The organism is Microbacterium pollutisoli (assembly GCF_053586795.1).
Genome location: NZ_JBNYWT010000001.1, coordinates 1 through 14,818, shown reverse-complemented (window position 1 = coordinate 14,818; position 14,818 = coordinate 1). Strand labels below are relative to the sequence as shown.

Annotated in this window: 15 protein-coding genes; 1 reads left to right on the top strand and 14 read right to left on the bottom strand. The window is 72.0% G+C overall.

Annotated elements, in window-relative coordinates:
• Positions 1-26 precede the first annotated feature (26 nt).
• From der to ACQ143_RS00010, 14 genes are all read right to left on the bottom strand, one after another.
• Complete coding sequence (gene der / locus ACQ143_RS00075) at positions 27-1,550, bottom strand: ribosome biogenesis GTPase Der (protein ID WP_449568691.1); 1,524 nt, start codon at positions 1,548-1,550, stop codon at positions 27-29.
• A complete protein-coding gene (gene cmk, locus ACQ143_RS00070; RefSeq protein WP_449568690.1) occupies positions 1,540-2,232 on the bottom strand; it encodes a (d)CMP kinase in 693 nt (230 codons plus the stop codon). Before cmk ends, der begins: the two co-directional genes overlap by 11 nt.
• Positions 2,225-3,331: a prephenate dehydrogenase gene (locus tag ACQ143_RS00065; protein WP_449568689.1), complete on the bottom strand. Its 1,107-nt coding sequence runs from the start codon at positions 3,329-3,331 to the stop codon at positions 2,225-2,227. Before ACQ143_RS00065 ends, cmk begins: the two co-directional genes overlap by 8 nt.
• 122 nt (positions 3,332-3,453) lie before the next feature.
• The gene (locus ACQ143_RS00060; RefSeq protein WP_449568688.1) at positions 3,454-4,197 is read right to left on the bottom strand and encodes a pseudouridine synthase; all 744 of its coding nucleotides are present in this window, start codon (positions 4,195-4,197) and stop codon (positions 3,454-3,456) included.
• Positions 4,194-4,823 carry an SMC-Scp complex subunit ScpB gene (scpB, locus tag ACQ143_RS00055; protein ID WP_449568687.1) on the bottom strand — a complete coding sequence of 210 codons (630 nt, stop codon included), beginning with the start codon at positions 4,821-4,823 and terminating at the stop codon, positions 4,194-4,196. Before scpB ends, ACQ143_RS00060 begins: the two co-directional genes overlap by 4 nt.
• Complete coding sequence (locus tag ACQ143_RS00050; RefSeq protein ID WP_449568686.1) at positions 4,813-5,718, bottom strand: segregation/condensation protein A; 906 nt, start codon at positions 5,716-5,718, stop codon at positions 4,813-4,815. The genes scpB and ACQ143_RS00050 overlap by 11 nt, the downstream gene beginning before the upstream one ends.
• Complete coding sequence (locus ACQ143_RS00045) at positions 5,702-6,607, bottom strand: ParA family protein (RefSeq protein ID WP_449568685.1); 906 nt, start codon at positions 6,605-6,607, stop codon at positions 5,702-5,704. The genes ACQ143_RS00050 and ACQ143_RS00045 overlap by 17 nt, the downstream gene beginning before the upstream one ends.
• 81 nt (positions 6,608-6,688) lie before the next feature.
• Positions 6,689-7,612, bottom strand: coding sequence for a site-specific tyrosine recombinase XerD (gene xerD, locus ACQ143_RS00040; protein WP_449568684.1), 924 nt, complete (start codon positions 7,610-7,612; stop codon positions 6,689-6,691).
• Entirely contained in the window at positions 7,609-8,259 is a 651-nt protein-coding gene (locus tag ACQ143_RS00035) for an NUDIX domain-containing protein (RefSeq protein ID WP_449568683.1), read from the bottom strand. The genes xerD and ACQ143_RS00035 overlap by 4 nt, the downstream gene beginning before the upstream one ends.
• Entirely contained in the window at positions 8,252-9,949 is a 1,698-nt protein-coding gene (locus ACQ143_RS00030) for a CTP synthase (protein ID WP_449568682.1), read from the bottom strand. The genes ACQ143_RS00035 and ACQ143_RS00030 overlap by 8 nt, the downstream gene beginning before the upstream one ends.
• 6 nt (positions 9,950-9,955) lie before the next feature.
• Complete coding sequence (gene recN, locus ACQ143_RS00025) at positions 9,956-11,659, bottom strand: DNA repair protein RecN (RefSeq protein WP_449568681.1); 1,704 nt, start codon at positions 11,657-11,659, stop codon at positions 9,956-9,958.
• Positions 11,656-12,615, bottom strand: a complete 960-nt coding sequence (locus tag ACQ143_RS00020) for an NAD kinase (RefSeq protein ID WP_449568680.1) — start codon at positions 12,613-12,615, stop codon at positions 11,656-11,658. The genes recN and ACQ143_RS00020 overlap by 4 nt, the downstream gene beginning before the upstream one ends.
• Positions 12,612-13,424, bottom strand: a complete 813-nt coding sequence (locus tag ACQ143_RS00015) for a TlyA family RNA methyltransferase (RefSeq protein WP_449568679.1) — start codon at positions 13,422-13,424, stop codon at positions 12,612-12,614. Before ACQ143_RS00015 ends, ACQ143_RS00020 begins: the two co-directional genes overlap by 4 nt.
• A complete protein-coding gene (locus ACQ143_RS00010) occupies positions 13,421-13,585 on the bottom strand; it encodes a hypothetical protein (RefSeq protein ID WP_449568678.1) in 165 nt (54 codons plus the stop codon). The genes ACQ143_RS00015 and ACQ143_RS00010 overlap by 4 nt, the downstream gene beginning before the upstream one ends.
• 96 nt (positions 13,586-13,681) lie before the next feature.
• Between ACQ143_RS00010 and ACQ143_RS00005 the strand changes: the two genes are divergently transcribed.
• Positions 13,682-14,695, top strand: a complete 1,014-nt coding sequence (locus ACQ143_RS00005; RefSeq protein WP_449568677.1) for a peptidoglycan-binding protein — start codon at positions 13,682-13,684, stop codon at positions 14,693-14,695.
• The last annotated feature ends 123 nt before the right edge of the window (positions 14,696-14,818 follow it).

Here is a 14,818-nt window from a genome sequence, read left to right as displayed (position 1 = left end):
GGCATCCACTTTCGCGTCGGGACGCGCTAACGCTGGCGCCGCTCGCGGACCCGCATGTTCGTGACGATGGGCGTGCCCTCGAACCCGAACAGCTCGCGCAGACGCCGCTGGATGAAGCGGCGGTAGCCGGGGTCGAGGAACCCGGTGGTGAACAGCACGAACGTCGGCGGACGGGTCGACACCTGCGTGCCGAACAGGATGCGCGGCTGCTTGCCCCCGCGCACCGGGTGCGGGTGCTCGGCGACCAGCTCCGACAGGAACGCGTTGAACTTGCCGGTGGAGATGCGCTGGTCCCACGACTCGAGCGCCGTCTCGAGCGCCGGCACGAGCTTGTCGAGGTGCCGGCCGGTGCGTGCCGACAGGTTGACCCGCGGCGCCCAGGTGACGTGGGCGAGGTCCTGCTCGATCTCGCGCTCGAGGTAGCGGCGCCGGTCCGCGCCGTCCATGTCCGGGTCGTTCAGGCGATCCCACTTGTTGAAGGCCAGCACCAGCGCGCGGCCCGACTCGAGCACGAGGTCGATGATGTTCAGGTCCTGCACGCTGATCGACTCGGTGACATCGAGCACGACGACGGCCACTTCCGCCTTCTCCAGCGCGGCCGAGGTGCGCAGCGAGGCGTAGAAGTCGGCCCCCTGCTGCAGATGCACGCGGCGACGGATGCCGGCGGTGTCGACCAGGCGCCACAGCTTGCCGCCGAGTTCGACGACCTCGTCGACCGGGTCGCGGGTGGTGCCGGCGAGGTCGTTGACGACGACGCGCTCTTCGCCGGCGGCCTTGTTGAGCAGCGACGACTTGCCCACATTGGGCCGGCCGAGGATCGCGACCCGGCGGGGTCCCCCGATCTCGTGCTTGGCCACCGCCGACACGGTCGGCAGCACCTTCATGAGCTCGTCGAGCAGGTCGGCCACGCCGCGTCCGTGGATCGCCGAGATGGGGTGCGGTTCGCCGAGCCCCAGGTTCCACAGGGCCGCGGCCTCGGGTTCCTGGCGGGCGTCGTCGATCTTGTTGGCGACGAGGAAGACCGGCTTGCCGCTCTTGCGCAGCAGCTTCACGACCTGCTCGTCGGTCGAGGTCGCGCCGACCATGGCGTCGACGACGAACAGCACGACGTCCGACAGCTCGATGGCGACCTCGGCCTGCAGGGCGACGGAGCGGTCGATGCCGCGGGCGTCGGGCTCCCACCCGCCGGTGTCGACGAGCGTGAACTGCCGGTCCATCCATTCGGCCTTGTAGGTGACGCGGTCGCGCGTGACCCCCGGCGTGTCTTCGACGACGGCTTCGCGGCGGCCGAGGATGCGGTTGACCAGGGCCGACTTGCCGACGTTGGGGCGGCCGACGATGGCGACCACCGGCAGCGCGGGCAGCACCTCGACGACCTCGCCGCCGGCGGTCAGACCCGCCAGCAGCTCGGCGTCTTCGTCGTCGAGCTCGTAGTCGGCCAACGAGCTGCGCAGTGCCGCCGCCCGCTGCTCGGCGAGCGTCTCGTCGAGGTCGGCGAGCTTCTCTTCGAGGCGGTCGGGACCGCCTGCGTATTCTTCGTCACCGGCCACGGTGCGCTCCTGTCCCCGCCCGGACGACGTCGAGGACGGCGTCCACGGTCTGGGCGAAATCGAGTTCGGTGGAATCCACCACGGTCACGCCGGGTGCGGCGTTGAGGAAGTCGACGACCTGCGCATCGGAGGCATCGCGCCGGTGCAGAGCGGCGGCCACTTCACCGGCATCCTCACCGGTCAGCTCGGCGCTGCGACGGGCCGCACGGACCTCGGGCGCCGCGGTCAGCAGGATGCGCACCGGCGCGTCGGGCAGCACGACGGTCGTGATGTCACGCCCCTCGACGATGACTCCCGGCGTCTGCGACTCGGCGACCAGGGTGCGGAACAGAGCGTTCACCCGCTCCCGCACCTCGGGCACCCGGGCCACGCCGCTGACGGCGGCCGACACGCGCGGTTCCCGGATCGCATCGGTGACGTCGGTGTCACCCACCCGCACCCAGTAGGTGTCGGGGTCGAGCGAGATGGCGTAGTCGAAGTCGTCGGCCGCGGCGATGACGGCGGGTGCATCGGCGGTGTCTGCCCCACGGCGCAGCACATGCCAGGCCAACGCGCGGTAGGCGGCGCCGGTGTCGAGGTAGCCGTAGCCGAGCACGCGGGCGGCCTGCTTCGACACGCTCGACTTGCCGCTGCCGGCCGGGCCGTCGATCGCGACGGCGACGGGTTCGAAGGAGTCAGTCAACGGTGGTGCTCGCAATCTTCCAGCCGCGGGCCTCGAGGCCGTCGACGGCATGGCGGACGATGTTCGGGACGACGCTGATCTCGGCCAGGCCGAACTGGGCGCCCGGCGAGTGCTCGAGTCGCAGGTCCTCGACGTTGACCTCCAGGTCGCCGAGCTCGCCGAACAGGCGCCCGAGCTGACCGGGGGTGTCGTCGACCATGACCACGATGGTCTCGAAGCGGCGGTTCTGGCCGTGCTTGCCGGGCAGCCGCTCGACGCCGTCGTTGCCGCGGCGGATGGTGTCGGCGACCGCACGCCGCGCACCGGGGCTGTCGGGCGCGCGCAGCGCCGCGGACACCCCACGCAGGTCGTCGGCGAGCGCGTCGAGCACGTCGACGACCGGGGTGGCGTTGGCGCCGAGGATCTGCACCCACAGTTCGGGGGCCGAGGCGGCGATGCGGGTGGTGTCGCGCAGGCCCTGGCCGGTCAGACGCAGCGCGTCGTCGGGGGCGTCCACGAGCCGGGCCGCCAGGAGCGAGGCGACCAGCTGGGGCACGTGTGAGACGAGCGCGACCGAGCGGTCGTGCTCCTCGGGGGTCATCTCCAGCGGCATGGCGCCGAGGTCCAGAGCCAGCCCTTCGACCAGCGCGAGGTCGGCGGCGGGGGTCTCGTGGTCGCGGCACACGACCCACGGGCGGCCGACGAACAGGTCGGCGCGGGCGGCGATCGCTCCCCCGCGTTCGCGCCCGGCCATGGGGTGCGAGCCGATGTAGTGGGTCAGGTCGACGCCGCGGGCCTGCAGCGCGCGCAGCGGGTCGAGCTTGACCGAGGCGACGTCGGTGACCACGGCGTCGGGGTAGGTCGTCAGTTCCCGCTCGACGACGTCGGCGACCACATCCGGCGGCACGGCGACCACGATCAGCACGGGCCGGTCGTCGTCTTGGGCGGCCCGGCCGGCGCCGTAGTCGATGGCCAGACGCAGTTGCGACGGTGACGCGTCGGCGAGGGCCACGTCGACACCCAGCCGGCCCAGCGCGTGGCCGATGCTCGAGCCGAGCAGGCCGGCGCCGACGACGCGCACGACGCCGCGGGTACGGGCGGCGCGGGAAGGTTCGGTCACGGGGTGGCTCGCTCTCGGGGACGGGGCGGTCGCCGGGGACGGGATCCGCAGGACGCCCGCGAGTGCGGCACGCCGCGGACCAGTTTAGTGGCCGCACCTGGGCGCTGCCCGCCCGGCGGCGACTATGCGTGCTCGGTGCGGGACAGGGTCAGCAGCGCGCCCCGCTCGGCGGCGGTCAGCTCGCGGGTCTTCCCGGCCGGCAGCGTCCCGAGGTGCAGCGGGCCGAACTGGCGGCGGACGAGTTCGCGCACGGGGTGTCCGACGGCGGCCATCATGCGTCGCACGATGCGGTTGCGGCCCGAGTGCAGCGTGAGCTCGACCAGGCTCACCCCGCCCGAGACGTCGAGCAGCCGCGCCTTGTCGGCAGCGATGGGGCCGTCGTCGAGCTCGATGCCGCGGGTGAGCTTCGCGATGGTGGCCGGCGTGACCCGCCCGGAGACCTGGGCGATGTAGACCTTGGTGACGCCGAACGACGGGTGGGCGAGCACGTGCGCGAGGTCGCCGTCGTTGGTGAGCACGAGCAGCCCGCTGGTCTCGGCGTCGAGCCGGCCGACGTTGTAGAGCCGCTCGTCCCAGTCCTTCGTGAACCGGCGCAGGTCGGGACGCCCCTGCTCGTCCTTCATGGACGAGACGACGCCGGTGGGCTTGTTCAGCATGACGTACCGCTTGCTCGTGTCGAGCTGGATCGCGGTGCCGTCGACGTCGATCAGATCGGATGCCGGGTCCACGCGTGTGCCGAGCTCGGTGACGACCTGCCCGTTGACACGCACCCGACCCTCGACGATGTACTGCTCGCACACGCGCCGTGAGGCGACGCCGGCGTTCGCCAGCACCTTCTGCAGCCGGACGCCTTCGGTATCGGTCACGGCAGGACCTCCCCTTCGAACCCGTCGGCGCCGTCGTCGAGCAGCGGCGAGATGTGCGGCAGCTCGTCGAGCGAGTTGATGCCCAAGTGGGTCAGCAGCGCGTCGGTGGTCTTGTAGTTGATGGCGCCGGTCTCCGGGTCGGTGAACGCCTCGGTGATCAGCCCGCGCGCGACCAGGGTGCGCACGACCGAGTCGACGTTCACGGCGCGGATCGACGCCACCTGGCTGCGGCTCACCGGCTGCTTGTACGCGATGACCGCGAGGGTCTCCAGGGCCGCCTGCGACAGGCGCGAGGGGGCCTGCGCGTTGACGAACTCGCTGACGAGGTCGTCGTGCTCTTCCCGCACGTAGAGGCGCCAGCCGCCGCCGACCTCGCGCAGTTCGAACCCGCGGCGCGGGCCGCCGGTCTCGCCGTCGTAGTCGGCGACGAGGCCTTCGACCGCCTGGCGCACGGCCGGCACCGGGGCGCCGACCGCGGTGGCCAGCGCCACGAGGCTCTGCGGCTCGTCGACGACGAGGAGGATCGCCTCCAGGCGACGTGCGACGTCGACCGGGTCGTGCGAGCGCTGCGGCGTCTCGTCGTCGGCGGCCGTGGCGTGGGCGGCGGCTGCGGCGTCATCGGTCATAGTCGGCTCCCAGAGTCGCGAGGTTCTCTTCCGACCACCGTTCGGCGGTCCAGCGCAGGGTCAGCTCGCCGAGCGGCTCGAGCTGCTCGAACGACAGCGCGGCGTGCCGGTACAGCTCGAGCACGGCGAGGAACCGCGCCACCACGATGCCGGGCTGCGCGACCCCGGCGATCAGCTCCCGGAAGTTGAGGCTTCCGGCATCCCGCAGCAGCGTCACCACGACGGCCGCCTGCTCCCGGATGGACACGAGCGGCGCGTGCAGGTGGTCGAGCCCGACGTGCGGGATCTCCTTGGGTGTGAACGCGAGCACGGCGAGCGCGGCGAAGTCCTCCTTCGACAGCGTCCACACCAGCTCCGGCACCGCCCGGCGGTACTTCTCGTCGAGGCGCACGGCGCGCACATGCCGGCGGTCCTCGCGCTCGAGGCAGCGGGCGAACCACGCCGAGACCTCTTTGAAGGCGCGGTACTGCAGCAGCCGCGCGAACAGCAGATCGCGGGCCTCCAGCAGCGCCACCGATTCGGCGTCGACGAGCTCGCCCTGCGGCAGGAGCCCCGCGACCTTCATGTCCAGCAGCGTCGCGGCCACCACGAGGAACTCCGACGCCTGCTCGAGCCCGGCCTCGTCGAGGCCGCGCAGGTAGGAGATGAACTCGTCGGTGACCTTGCTCAGCGACACCTCGGTGATGTCCATCTCGTGCTGCGAGATGAGGTTCAGCAGCAGGTCGAACGGGCCGTCGAAGCCCTCGAGCGTGACGGTGAACGTGGATGCCGCGGGCTCGGCGCCCTCGGCCGGCTCCGCCCCTTCGGTCGGCTCGGTGCCCTCCACCGGCTCGGCGCCCTCGGGGGCGGGGTGCTCTTCGGGCGACGACGCCGCGTCGTCAGGCGACGGCGCCACGTGCGACCAGCTCCCGCGCCAGCCGCAGGTAGGCCTGGGCGGCCGGATGCTCGGGCGCGAACTTCGTGATCGGGACCCCGGACACGGACGCGTCGGGGAACTTGACCGTCCGGCCGATGACCGTCTCGAGCACATCGTCGCCGAAGGCGTCCACGACCCGCTCGAGCACCTCGCGCGAGTGCAGGGTGCGCGCGTCGTACATGGTGGCCAGCACGCCGTCGAGCTTGATGGCGGGGTTGAGCCGGTCGCGCACCTTGTCGATCGTCTCGATCAGCAGCGCCACCCCGCGCAGCGCGAAGAACTCGCACTCGAGCGGGATGAGCACCCCGTGGCTCGCCGTCAGCGCATTGACGGTGAGCAGGCCCAGCGACGGCTGGCAGTCGACGAGAATGACGTCGTAGTCGTCCTTCACCTTCAGCAGCACGCGCGACAGGATCGTCTCCCGCGCGACCTCGTTGACCAGGTGCACCTCGGCGGCCGACAGGTCGATGTTCGCCGGGATCACGTCGAGGTTCTCGACGGCGGTCGAGACGATGACCTCGCGCGGGTCGCGCTTGGTGTCCAGCAGCAGGTCGTAGATCGTGGGGATGTCGTGGGTGGGGATGCCCAGGCCCGCCGACAGGGCGCCCTGCGGGTCGAAGTCGACCGCGAGCACCTTGCGTCCGTACTGCGCGAGCGAGGCGGCCAGGTTGATGGTGGTCGTCGTCTTGCCGACGCCGCCCTTCTGGTTGCACAGCGCGATGATGCGCGCCGGTCCGTGCCCGTCGAGCTTGGGCGGCGTGGCGAAACCCTGATAGGGACGCCCGGTGGGACCGATCGGCGTGTCGCCCTTCGCGGGCTTGGCCGTGCCCTGCTTGCTGCCCGCCACCGGCTCTCCTGCCTTCACCATTTCGCCTACTGATTCTAGTCACGCCGCGGTCCACACCGGGGGCGGCGCGACGGTGTCTGTGGAATCGGGAGCCGCGGCCGCTCAGCGGGCCCGCGGGTGCGAGGTGACGTACACATCCCGCAGCGCGTCGACGGTCACGTGGGTGTAGATCTGCGTCGTGGCCACCGACGCATGACCGAGCAGCTCCTGCACGACGCGCACGTCCGCGCCTCCGGTGAGCAGATGGGTCGCGAACGAATGGCGCAGCGTGTGCGGCGACACGTGCGCGGTCAGCCGGGCGCGCTCGGCGGCCTGCTGGATGATCAGCCATGCGCTCTGCCGCGACAGCGGGGCGCCGCGGGCGCCGAGGAAGAGGCGCGGCGTCGCCGTGCCGCGCCGGGCCAGCGCCGGCCGCACACGGGTGAGGTAGGCCTCGACGGCCGCGCGCGCGTAGGAGCCGACGGGGATGATCCGCTCCTTCGCGCCCTTGCCCCGCACCCGCACGACGTCGCCGTGCGCGAGGTCGTCGACGTCGAGCTGCACGACCTCGGACACCCGCGCCCCGGTCGCGTACAGCAGCTCGAGCAGGGCGCGGTCCCGCAGCCGCAGCGGGTCGGCGTCGACGGAATCGCCGGGTTCGGGGCCGGCGGCGTCGAGCAGCGCCAGCACCTGGTCGACGGTCAGCGCCTTCGGCAGGCGCTGCGGTGTCTTGGGCGGGCGCAGCCGCGCGGTGGGGTCCTCGGCGGTGTGCTGCTCCCGCACGAGGAAGCGGTGCAGCCCGCGCACCGACGACTGCAGGCGGGCGAGTGAAGTCGCCGCCGGCGGCGGCTCGGCGCCGGAGCGGTCGGCGATGAAGTCCGCGACCAGCGTCGGGGTCACGGCATCCACGTCGCGCACGTCTCGCAGGCCGAGCCAGTGGGCGTAGCCGGCCAGGTCGCGGCGATAGGCGGCGACGGTGTGCTCGGACAGTCCGCGCTCGACCGAGATGTGCCGGAGGTAGGCATCGATCGCGCGGTCGAGGTTCACGGCCGCGCCGCGCCGACCGGGCGGGAGCGCCGGGGCCACGGCGCGTCGGCGGGGGCGAGGGTCTGCCAGCCGCGCGAGCGCGCCAGGTGCGCGGCCATCGCGCCCACCACGAGGGACGGGTTCTGCACGCGCCGGTCGAGCACGGCGTCGACGACCTCGTCCAGCGGCACCCAGCGCACCTCGATGTCGGCTTCCTCCGCCGACCGCGCGAAGGCCGCCGGCGCGGCGGCCAGGTCCCGCGCGAGGTAGACGCGGATCGCCTCGTCGCTGCCGCCGGGCGTCGTGTAGAACTCGGCGAGGGTGTGCCAGGTGGATGCCACCAGGTCGGCCTCCTCGGCCAGCTCCCGGCGGGCGGCGGGGAGCGGGTCCTCCTCGGCGACGTCGAGCAGCCCCGCGGGGATCTCCCAGTCGCGCACGCGCACCGGGTGACGGTACTGCTTGATCAGCAGCACACGGTCCTCGTCGTCCAGCGCCAGGACGGCGACCGCGCCGGTGTGGTCCATGTACTCGCGGACAAGCGTCTGGTCGCCGTAGCGCACGTGGTCGCGGCGGATGTTCCACACCCGCCCCTCGAACACCGTCTCGCTGCCGGTGATCTCCACCTCGAGCGGGTCGTCACGCAGCAGGTCGGCGCCGGGGTCAGTCATTGTCGACGTCGAACAGCTCGCTCGCGCGGTGACGCTCGAGCGCCGCGGCCACGAGCCCGCGGAACAGCGGGTTGGCCTCGGTCGGGCGCGACCGCAGCTCGGGGTGGGCCTGCGTGGCGATGTAGTAGGGGTGCACGTCGCGGGGCAGCTCGACGTACTCGACGAGGTTCCGCTCGGGCTGGATGCCGGAGAACACGAGGCCGGCGGCCGCGATCTGGTCGCGGTACTTGTTGTTGACCTCGTAGCGGTGGCGGTGCCGCTCGGACGCGCGGGTCGAGCCGTAGACCTCGGCGGCGAGCGAGCCCGGCTCGAGCACGGCCTCCTGCAGGCCCAGGCGCATCGTGCCGCCCAGGTCGCCGTGGTCGAGGATGTCCACCTGCTCGGCCATGGTCGCGATGACGGGGTGCTCGGTGTCGGGGTCGAACTCGGTCGACGAGGCCCCCTCGAGCCCGGCCATGTTGCGCGCGTACTCGATGACCATGCACTGCAGCCCCAGGCAGATGCCGAGGGTGGGGATGCCCTGCTCGCGCGCGAAGCGCAGCGCGCCGAGCTTGCCCTCGATGCCGCGGATGCCGAAGCCGCCGGGCACGACGATGCCGTCGATGCCGCCGAGCGCCTTCGCGGCGCCCTCCGGCGTCTCGCACAGGTCGGAGGGGATCCAGGTGATCTGCACCTTCGTCTCCTGCGCGAACCCGCCTGCCTTGAGCGCCTCGGTGACCGACAGGTACGCGTCGGGCAGGTCGATGTACTTGCCGACCAGGCCGATGGTGACCTCGTGCTTGGGGTTGTGCACGGCCTGCAGCACCGTGTTCCAGCGGGTCCAGTCGACCTCGTTCGCCTTGGCGGCCAGCCCCAGGCGACGCGCGATGTAGGCGTCCAGCCCCTGCTCGTTCAGTGTGGAGGGGATGTCGTAGATGCTGGGCAGGTCGACCGTGTTGACGACGCCTTCGACGTCGACGTCGCACATGAGCGCGATCTTGTTGCGGTTGCTCTCGCTGACGGGCCGGTCGCTGCGCAGCACGAGCGCGTCGGGCTGGATGCCGACCTGGCGCAGCGCCGCGACGGAGTGCTGCGTGGGCTTGGTCTTCTGCTCGCCCGAGGCGCCCATGAACGGCACGAGCGACACGTGCACGAAGAACACGTTGTCGCGGCCCAGTTCGTGGCGCAGCTGGCGGGCGGCTTCGAGGAAGGGCTGCGACTCGATGTCGCCGACGGTGCCGCCGACCTCGGTGATGATGACGTCCGGCTTGGGCGTCTCGTCGGCCTGCAGGCGCATGCGGCGCTTGATCTCGTCGGTGATGTGCGGGATCACCTGCACGGTGTCGCCGAGGTACTCCCCGCGGCGCTCCTTGGCGATGACCTGCGAGTAGATCTGGCCCGTCGTGACGTTGGCGGCCTGGCTCAGCTCGATGTCGAGGAACCGCTCGTAGTGGCCGATGTCGAGGTCGGTCTCCGCGCCGTCGTCGGTGACGAAGACCTCGCCGTGCTGGAACGGGTTCATCGTCCCGGGGTCGACGTTCAGGTAGGGGTCGAGCTTCTGCATGACGACCCGCAGGCCGCGTGCGGTGAGCAGATTGCCCAGGCTCGCGGCCGTCAGACCCTTGCCCAATGAGGAAACGACACCGCCCGTCACGAAGATGTGCTTGGTGGTGTCGTGGGAAAGAAGGCCCGATTCAGAAGTGTCCGTCACGGGCTTTCATCCTATCAGTCGTGGTGCGCCGAGGCTGAGCAGTTCCCGGGCATGTTCGAGGGCGGTGTCGGAGTCGCTCAGGCCCGACAGCAGCCGCGCCATCTCGGCCTCGCGCTCGGCGCCTTCGAGCACGCGGACGCTGGAGGCGGTGACCGAGCCGTCGCCGGATTTCACGACGCTCAGGTGGTTGGTCGCGAACGCGGCGACCTGCGCGAGGTGGGTGACCACGATCACCTGGCTGCTCTGCGCCAGCTGTGCCAGGCGCCGCCCGACCTCGATGGCCGCGGCGCCGCCGATCCCGGCATCCACCTCGTCGAAGACGAAGGTCGGCACCGGGTCGGTCTGCGCGATGACGACCTCGATCGCCAGCATGACGCGACTGAGCTCCCCGCCGGATGCGCCCCGGGCGACCGGTCGCGGCTCGGCACCGGGGTGCGGCGCGAGCAGGATCGTCACTTCGTCCCGGCCGGCGGCGCTCTCGGCGGTGGGGGCGACACGCACGTCGACGCGCGCGTCCGGCAGCGCGAGGTGGCGCAGCTCTTCGGTCACCTGCGCGCCGAGGCGTTCGGCGGCGGCGGTGCGGGCGGCGGTGAGTGCCGCGGCGGCGTCGTCGAGAGTGGATGCCGCGGCCGAGACCTCGTCGGTGAGCCGCTCGATGGTGTCGGAGTCGTCGTCGAGCTCGGCCAGCCGCGCGGCGCCGATCTCGCGCAGTTCGAGCGCGGCGGCGAGGGTACCGTGGGCGCGGATGAGGCCGTTCAGCGCCGCGCGACGCTCCTCGACGGCGGCAAGCTCGTGCGGACCCGACTCGTCGAGGTCGGCCAGGTAGCCGCTGAGGTCACCGGCGGCGTCGGCGACGCGGTACCCGATCTCCTCGAGCACAGCGGCGAAGCCGGCGAGGGTCTCGTCGCTGTGCGCGGCGCGTTCGAGCGCCCGGCGCGCGTCGCCGAGCAGTCCCTGCACGTCGGGCTGGTCGTCGTCGCTGGAAAGGGCGGCGTGGGCCAGGGCAGCCGCCTGCCGGAGCTCCTCTACGTTGGCGAGCCGTTCGGCGCGCTGCGCCAGTTCGACGTCTTCGCCCGGCTGCGGATCGAGCTGTTCGATCTCGGTGAGCGCGGCACGCAGCTCGTCGGCCTCGCGGGCGCGGTCGTCGCGCGTGGCGGTGAGCCGGTGCAGCCGCTCGGCGACGGTGCGGTGGTGCTCGTGCGCCGCACGGTAGCGCTCCAGCGCCTCGGCGAGGGGCGCCCCGCCGAACCGGTCGAGGGCGTCCCGCTGGGCGGCCGCCGAGCGCAGGCGCAGCTGGTCGGACTGGCCGTGCACGACGACGAGCTGGTCGGCGAGGTCGGCGAGCACCCCGGCCGGGGCGGTGCGGCCGCCGACCGTGGCCCGGCTGCGCCCCTCGCTGGACAGCACGCGCCCCAGGTAGAGCTCAGCGCGGCCGTCGCCGACCGGTTCGACCTCTCCCCCGGCGTCGCGCACGCGGTCGGCCACCGGCCCCTGCTCCGGCACGAGCCACACGCCGTCGACGGCCGCCTGTGCGGCGCCGGAGCGCACAGCGCCCGAGTCGGCGCGCTGACCCAGCAGCAGGCCGAGGCCGGTGACGACCATGGTCTTCCCGGCGCCGGTCTCACCGGTGATCGCGGTGAACCCGGGTCCGATCGGGAGGGTGGCCTCGGCGATGACGCCCAGGTCGCGCAGGTGGATCTGCTCGATCACGGTGCACTCCGGTCGGGCGAGGCCGGGATCGTCGACAGCGTCGTGGTCTTCGCCCCCGGGCCGCGCCAGCCCTCGACGGGCAGGTGGAACTTGCTCACGATCCGGTCGGTGAAGGCGGCCGGGTGCAGACGGGCCAGGCGCACCGGCCGCTCAGACCGGCGCACGACCACCCGCGCGCCCGGCGCCAGGTCGTGCGAGCGGCGGCCGTCGCACCACAGCACGCCGGCGCTGAGGTTGCGTTCGAGCAGTTCGATCGCGACGGCGTGCTCGGGCCCGACGACCAGCGGCCGGGCGAACAGCGCGTGGGCGGACAGCGGGACGACCGACAGCGCCTGCACGGTCGGCCAGATCACCGGTCCGCCGGCGGAGAAGTTGTAGGCGGTCGATCCGGTGGGCGTCGACACGACGATGCCATCGGCCCCGAAGGTCGACAGCGGCCGCCCGTCGATCTCGATGACCAGCTCGAGCATGCGCTCCCGGCTGGCCTTCTCGACGGTGGCCTCGTTCAGCGCCCACGTCTCGTAGACGACCGCGTCGGCGGAGTCCTTCACCCGCACCTGCAGCGCGAGGCGCTCCTCGACCTCGTAGTCGTGGGCGATGACCCGGCGGACGGCTTCGTCCATGTCGTCGCGTTCGGTCTCGGCGAGGAACCCGACGTGGCCCATGTTCACGCCGAGCACCGGAGCGGTGCCGTCGCGGACCAGCTCGGCCGCCCGCAGGATCGTGCCGTCACCGCCGAGCACGATGGCCGCCTCGATGTCGGCGACGGCGACGTCGGAGCCCAGCAGGCGCACGTCGAGACTGCGCAGGGCCTCGAGCAGCGCGGGATCGTCCCCCGGGACCACCGGGCACGCATCGGCGGCGTGCAACGCCGCGATGACCCGCCGCGCCGCCGCGACGGTGTCGTCGCGATGGGCGTGCGCGACCACGAGGATGTTGCGTGGGGCACTGGTCATGGAGCTCCCGCCAGTCGGTTCACCGTGCCCATCCATTCTGTCGGATTGCCGGCGGGTTCGCCCTTCACCTGTGGACGCAGCCACGCCACGTACTCGGCGTTGCCGTGCGTGCCGACGATCGGCGAGTCGATGAGACCGAACGTGCCCAGCCCGGCATCCCACGCCGCCCACAGCACGCCGGCGACCGCGTCGGCCCGGCGCACCGGGTCGGTGACGAGCCCTTCGCGTACGCCGGTGCGTCCGACTTCGAACTGGGGTTTGACCAGCAGCACGATGTCGGCATCGTCGGCGGCCACTTCGGCCACGGCCGGCAGCACGTGGGTGAGCGAGATGAACGACAGGTCTCCGGTGACCAGCGTCGGCGCGGTGCGGATGCCGGTCGCCTCGGCGAGGCTGTCGGCGGTCATGTACCGCACGTTGTAGCCCTCGACGGCGATCACGGCCGGGTCGACGGCGATGGCCGGGTCCAGCTGCCCGTGGCCGACGTCGACGGCCAGCACCGGGTCGGCGCCGCGTTCGCGCAGCACCTGGGTGAACCCGCCGGTCGAGGCGCCCATGTCCAACGCCGTCCGGCCGGCGGGGTCGATTCCGAACGCGTCGATCCCGGCGATCAGCTTGTGTGCCGCGCGGCTCACATAGTGGTCGGTGCCGGCGACGGTGATGACCGCGTCGTCGGCCACGCGCGCGGCGGGCTTGACCACGGCGGTCCCGTCGACGCTCACCCGCCCCTGACCGATCAGCTGCGCGGCGTGCGTGCGCGAGCGGGCGAGACCGCGGGCGGCCACGGCGGCGTCGAGGCGGGTCGTCATGCCGGCAGGTCGCGCGGCCCCGACTCCAGGCGTCGGGCGAGCTCGTCGTGCAGCGCGGCGTAGGCGGCGGCGCGCTCGCTCAGCGGCTGCCCTTCGATCACCTCGAGTGCCGACAGCAGATCTTCACGGCGCTCGTCGGAGTTTCCGGCATCCATCGACATGGCCTCCACGATACGCGGGACGTGGGGAGAACTGCCCATTCACCGCCGAGGACCGTCGACTCTAGCCTGACCTGGCCACCACCGATCGGAGGAACCATGAAGACCGGCACCACCGCGCGCAGACTCGTCGCCATCGGCGCAGCTCTGACCCTCGCGCTCACGCTCGCGCCCACGGCCGCGTCGGCCACCAATTACAAGGAGAGCGACTACCCCAAGGCGGTCATGACCTACCGCGCCCACCCGGTGGGCTTCAACGACGCCGCCGAGGTGACCAAGCCCGGTCCGCGGTGCAACGTGGCCACGACGACGGTGTCGGCCGGCGGCGTGCGGGTGACCGTGCGCACCGAGCTTGCCGCGCTGGTGCGGGAGCTGCTGACCCGCACCAAGAAGATGGGCTACACGATGGACCCGGCCAGCACCGGCGGGTACAACTGCCGCTACATCGGCGGCACCACGACCCCGTCCAACCACGCCTACGGCCGCGCGGTCGACATCAACTGGAACCAGAACCCGCACAGCTACACCTTCCGCAGCACGATCCCGCCGGCCGTGGTGAAGATGTGGATGAACGCGGGCTTCTACTGGGGTGGCCACTACACCAAGCACGACACAATGCACTTCGAGTACGTCGGCGCGAAGAGCGCGATCGGCACCTACTACAAGAAGCTCACCGGCCAGTCGGTGCCCACGCCGCCGAAGGCGACGGAGACCTCGTTCCCCACCATCGCCCAGGGCAGCACCAAGAAGGCCGCCGTGCGCACGCTGCAGTATGCGCTCGCCGCGCGCGGATACAGCCTGGCCGCCGACGGCGTGTTCGGCGCGAAGACGAAGGCGGCGCTGGTGAAGTTCCAGAAGTCGCGCAAGCTGGCCGCCGACGGCATCGCCGGCCCGAAGACGTGGCCGGCCGTGCTGCCCACCGTGAAGTCTGGGTCGTCGGGTGCGGCGGTCAAGGCGCTGCAGACCGAATTGCGCGCCGAGGGTTACTCGCTTGTGGTCGACGGCGCGTTCGGCGCCAAGACGAAGGCGGCGGTCATCGCCTACCAGAAGGCCAAGCGCCTGACGGCGGACGGGATCGTCGGTGCGAAGACGTGGGGGTCGCTGGTCGACTGATATGTAACTCGTTTTGTCAAGCGGGCAGGGTGAAGCGCCCGTCGGGCTGGTCTGTCCGGCGGGCGCTTCGTCGTTCGCCGTGACCGGGCAGAGATGCGGCGTGTCTGGTGACGCGTGGTCAGT

What these genes read in the sequence shown, in the direction of transcription:
- scpB (WP_449568687.1), bottom strand. Translation starts at nt 4,823, where the DNA reads ATGACCGATGACGCCGCAGCCGCCGCCCACGCCACGGCCGCCGACGAC.
- ACQ143_RS00045 (WP_449568685.1), bottom strand. Translation starts at nt 6,607, where the DNA reads ATGGTGAAGGCAGGAGAGCCGGTGGCGGGCAGCAAGCAGGGCACGGCC.
- ACQ143_RS00035 (WP_449568683.1), bottom strand. Translation starts at nt 8,259, where the DNA reads ATGACTGACCCCGGCGCCGACCTGCTGCGTGACGACCCGCTCGAGGTG.
- ACQ143_RS00020 (WP_449568680.1), bottom strand. Translation starts at nt 12,615, where the DNA reads ATGACCAGTGCCCCACGCAACATCCTCGTGGTCGCGCACGCCCATCGC.
- ACQ143_RS00015 (WP_449568679.1), bottom strand. Translation starts at nt 13,424, where the DNA reads ATGACGACCCGCCTCGACGCCGCCGTGGCCGCCCGCGGTCTCGCCCGC.
- ACQ143_RS00010 (WP_449568678.1), bottom strand. Translation starts at nt 13,585, where the DNA reads ATGTCGATGGATGCCGGAAACTCCGACGAGCGCCGTGAAGATCTGCTG.
- ACQ143_RS00005 (WP_449568677.1), top strand. Translation starts at nt 13,682, where the DNA reads ATGAAGACCGGCACCACCGCGCGCAGACTCGTCGCCATCGGCGCAGCT.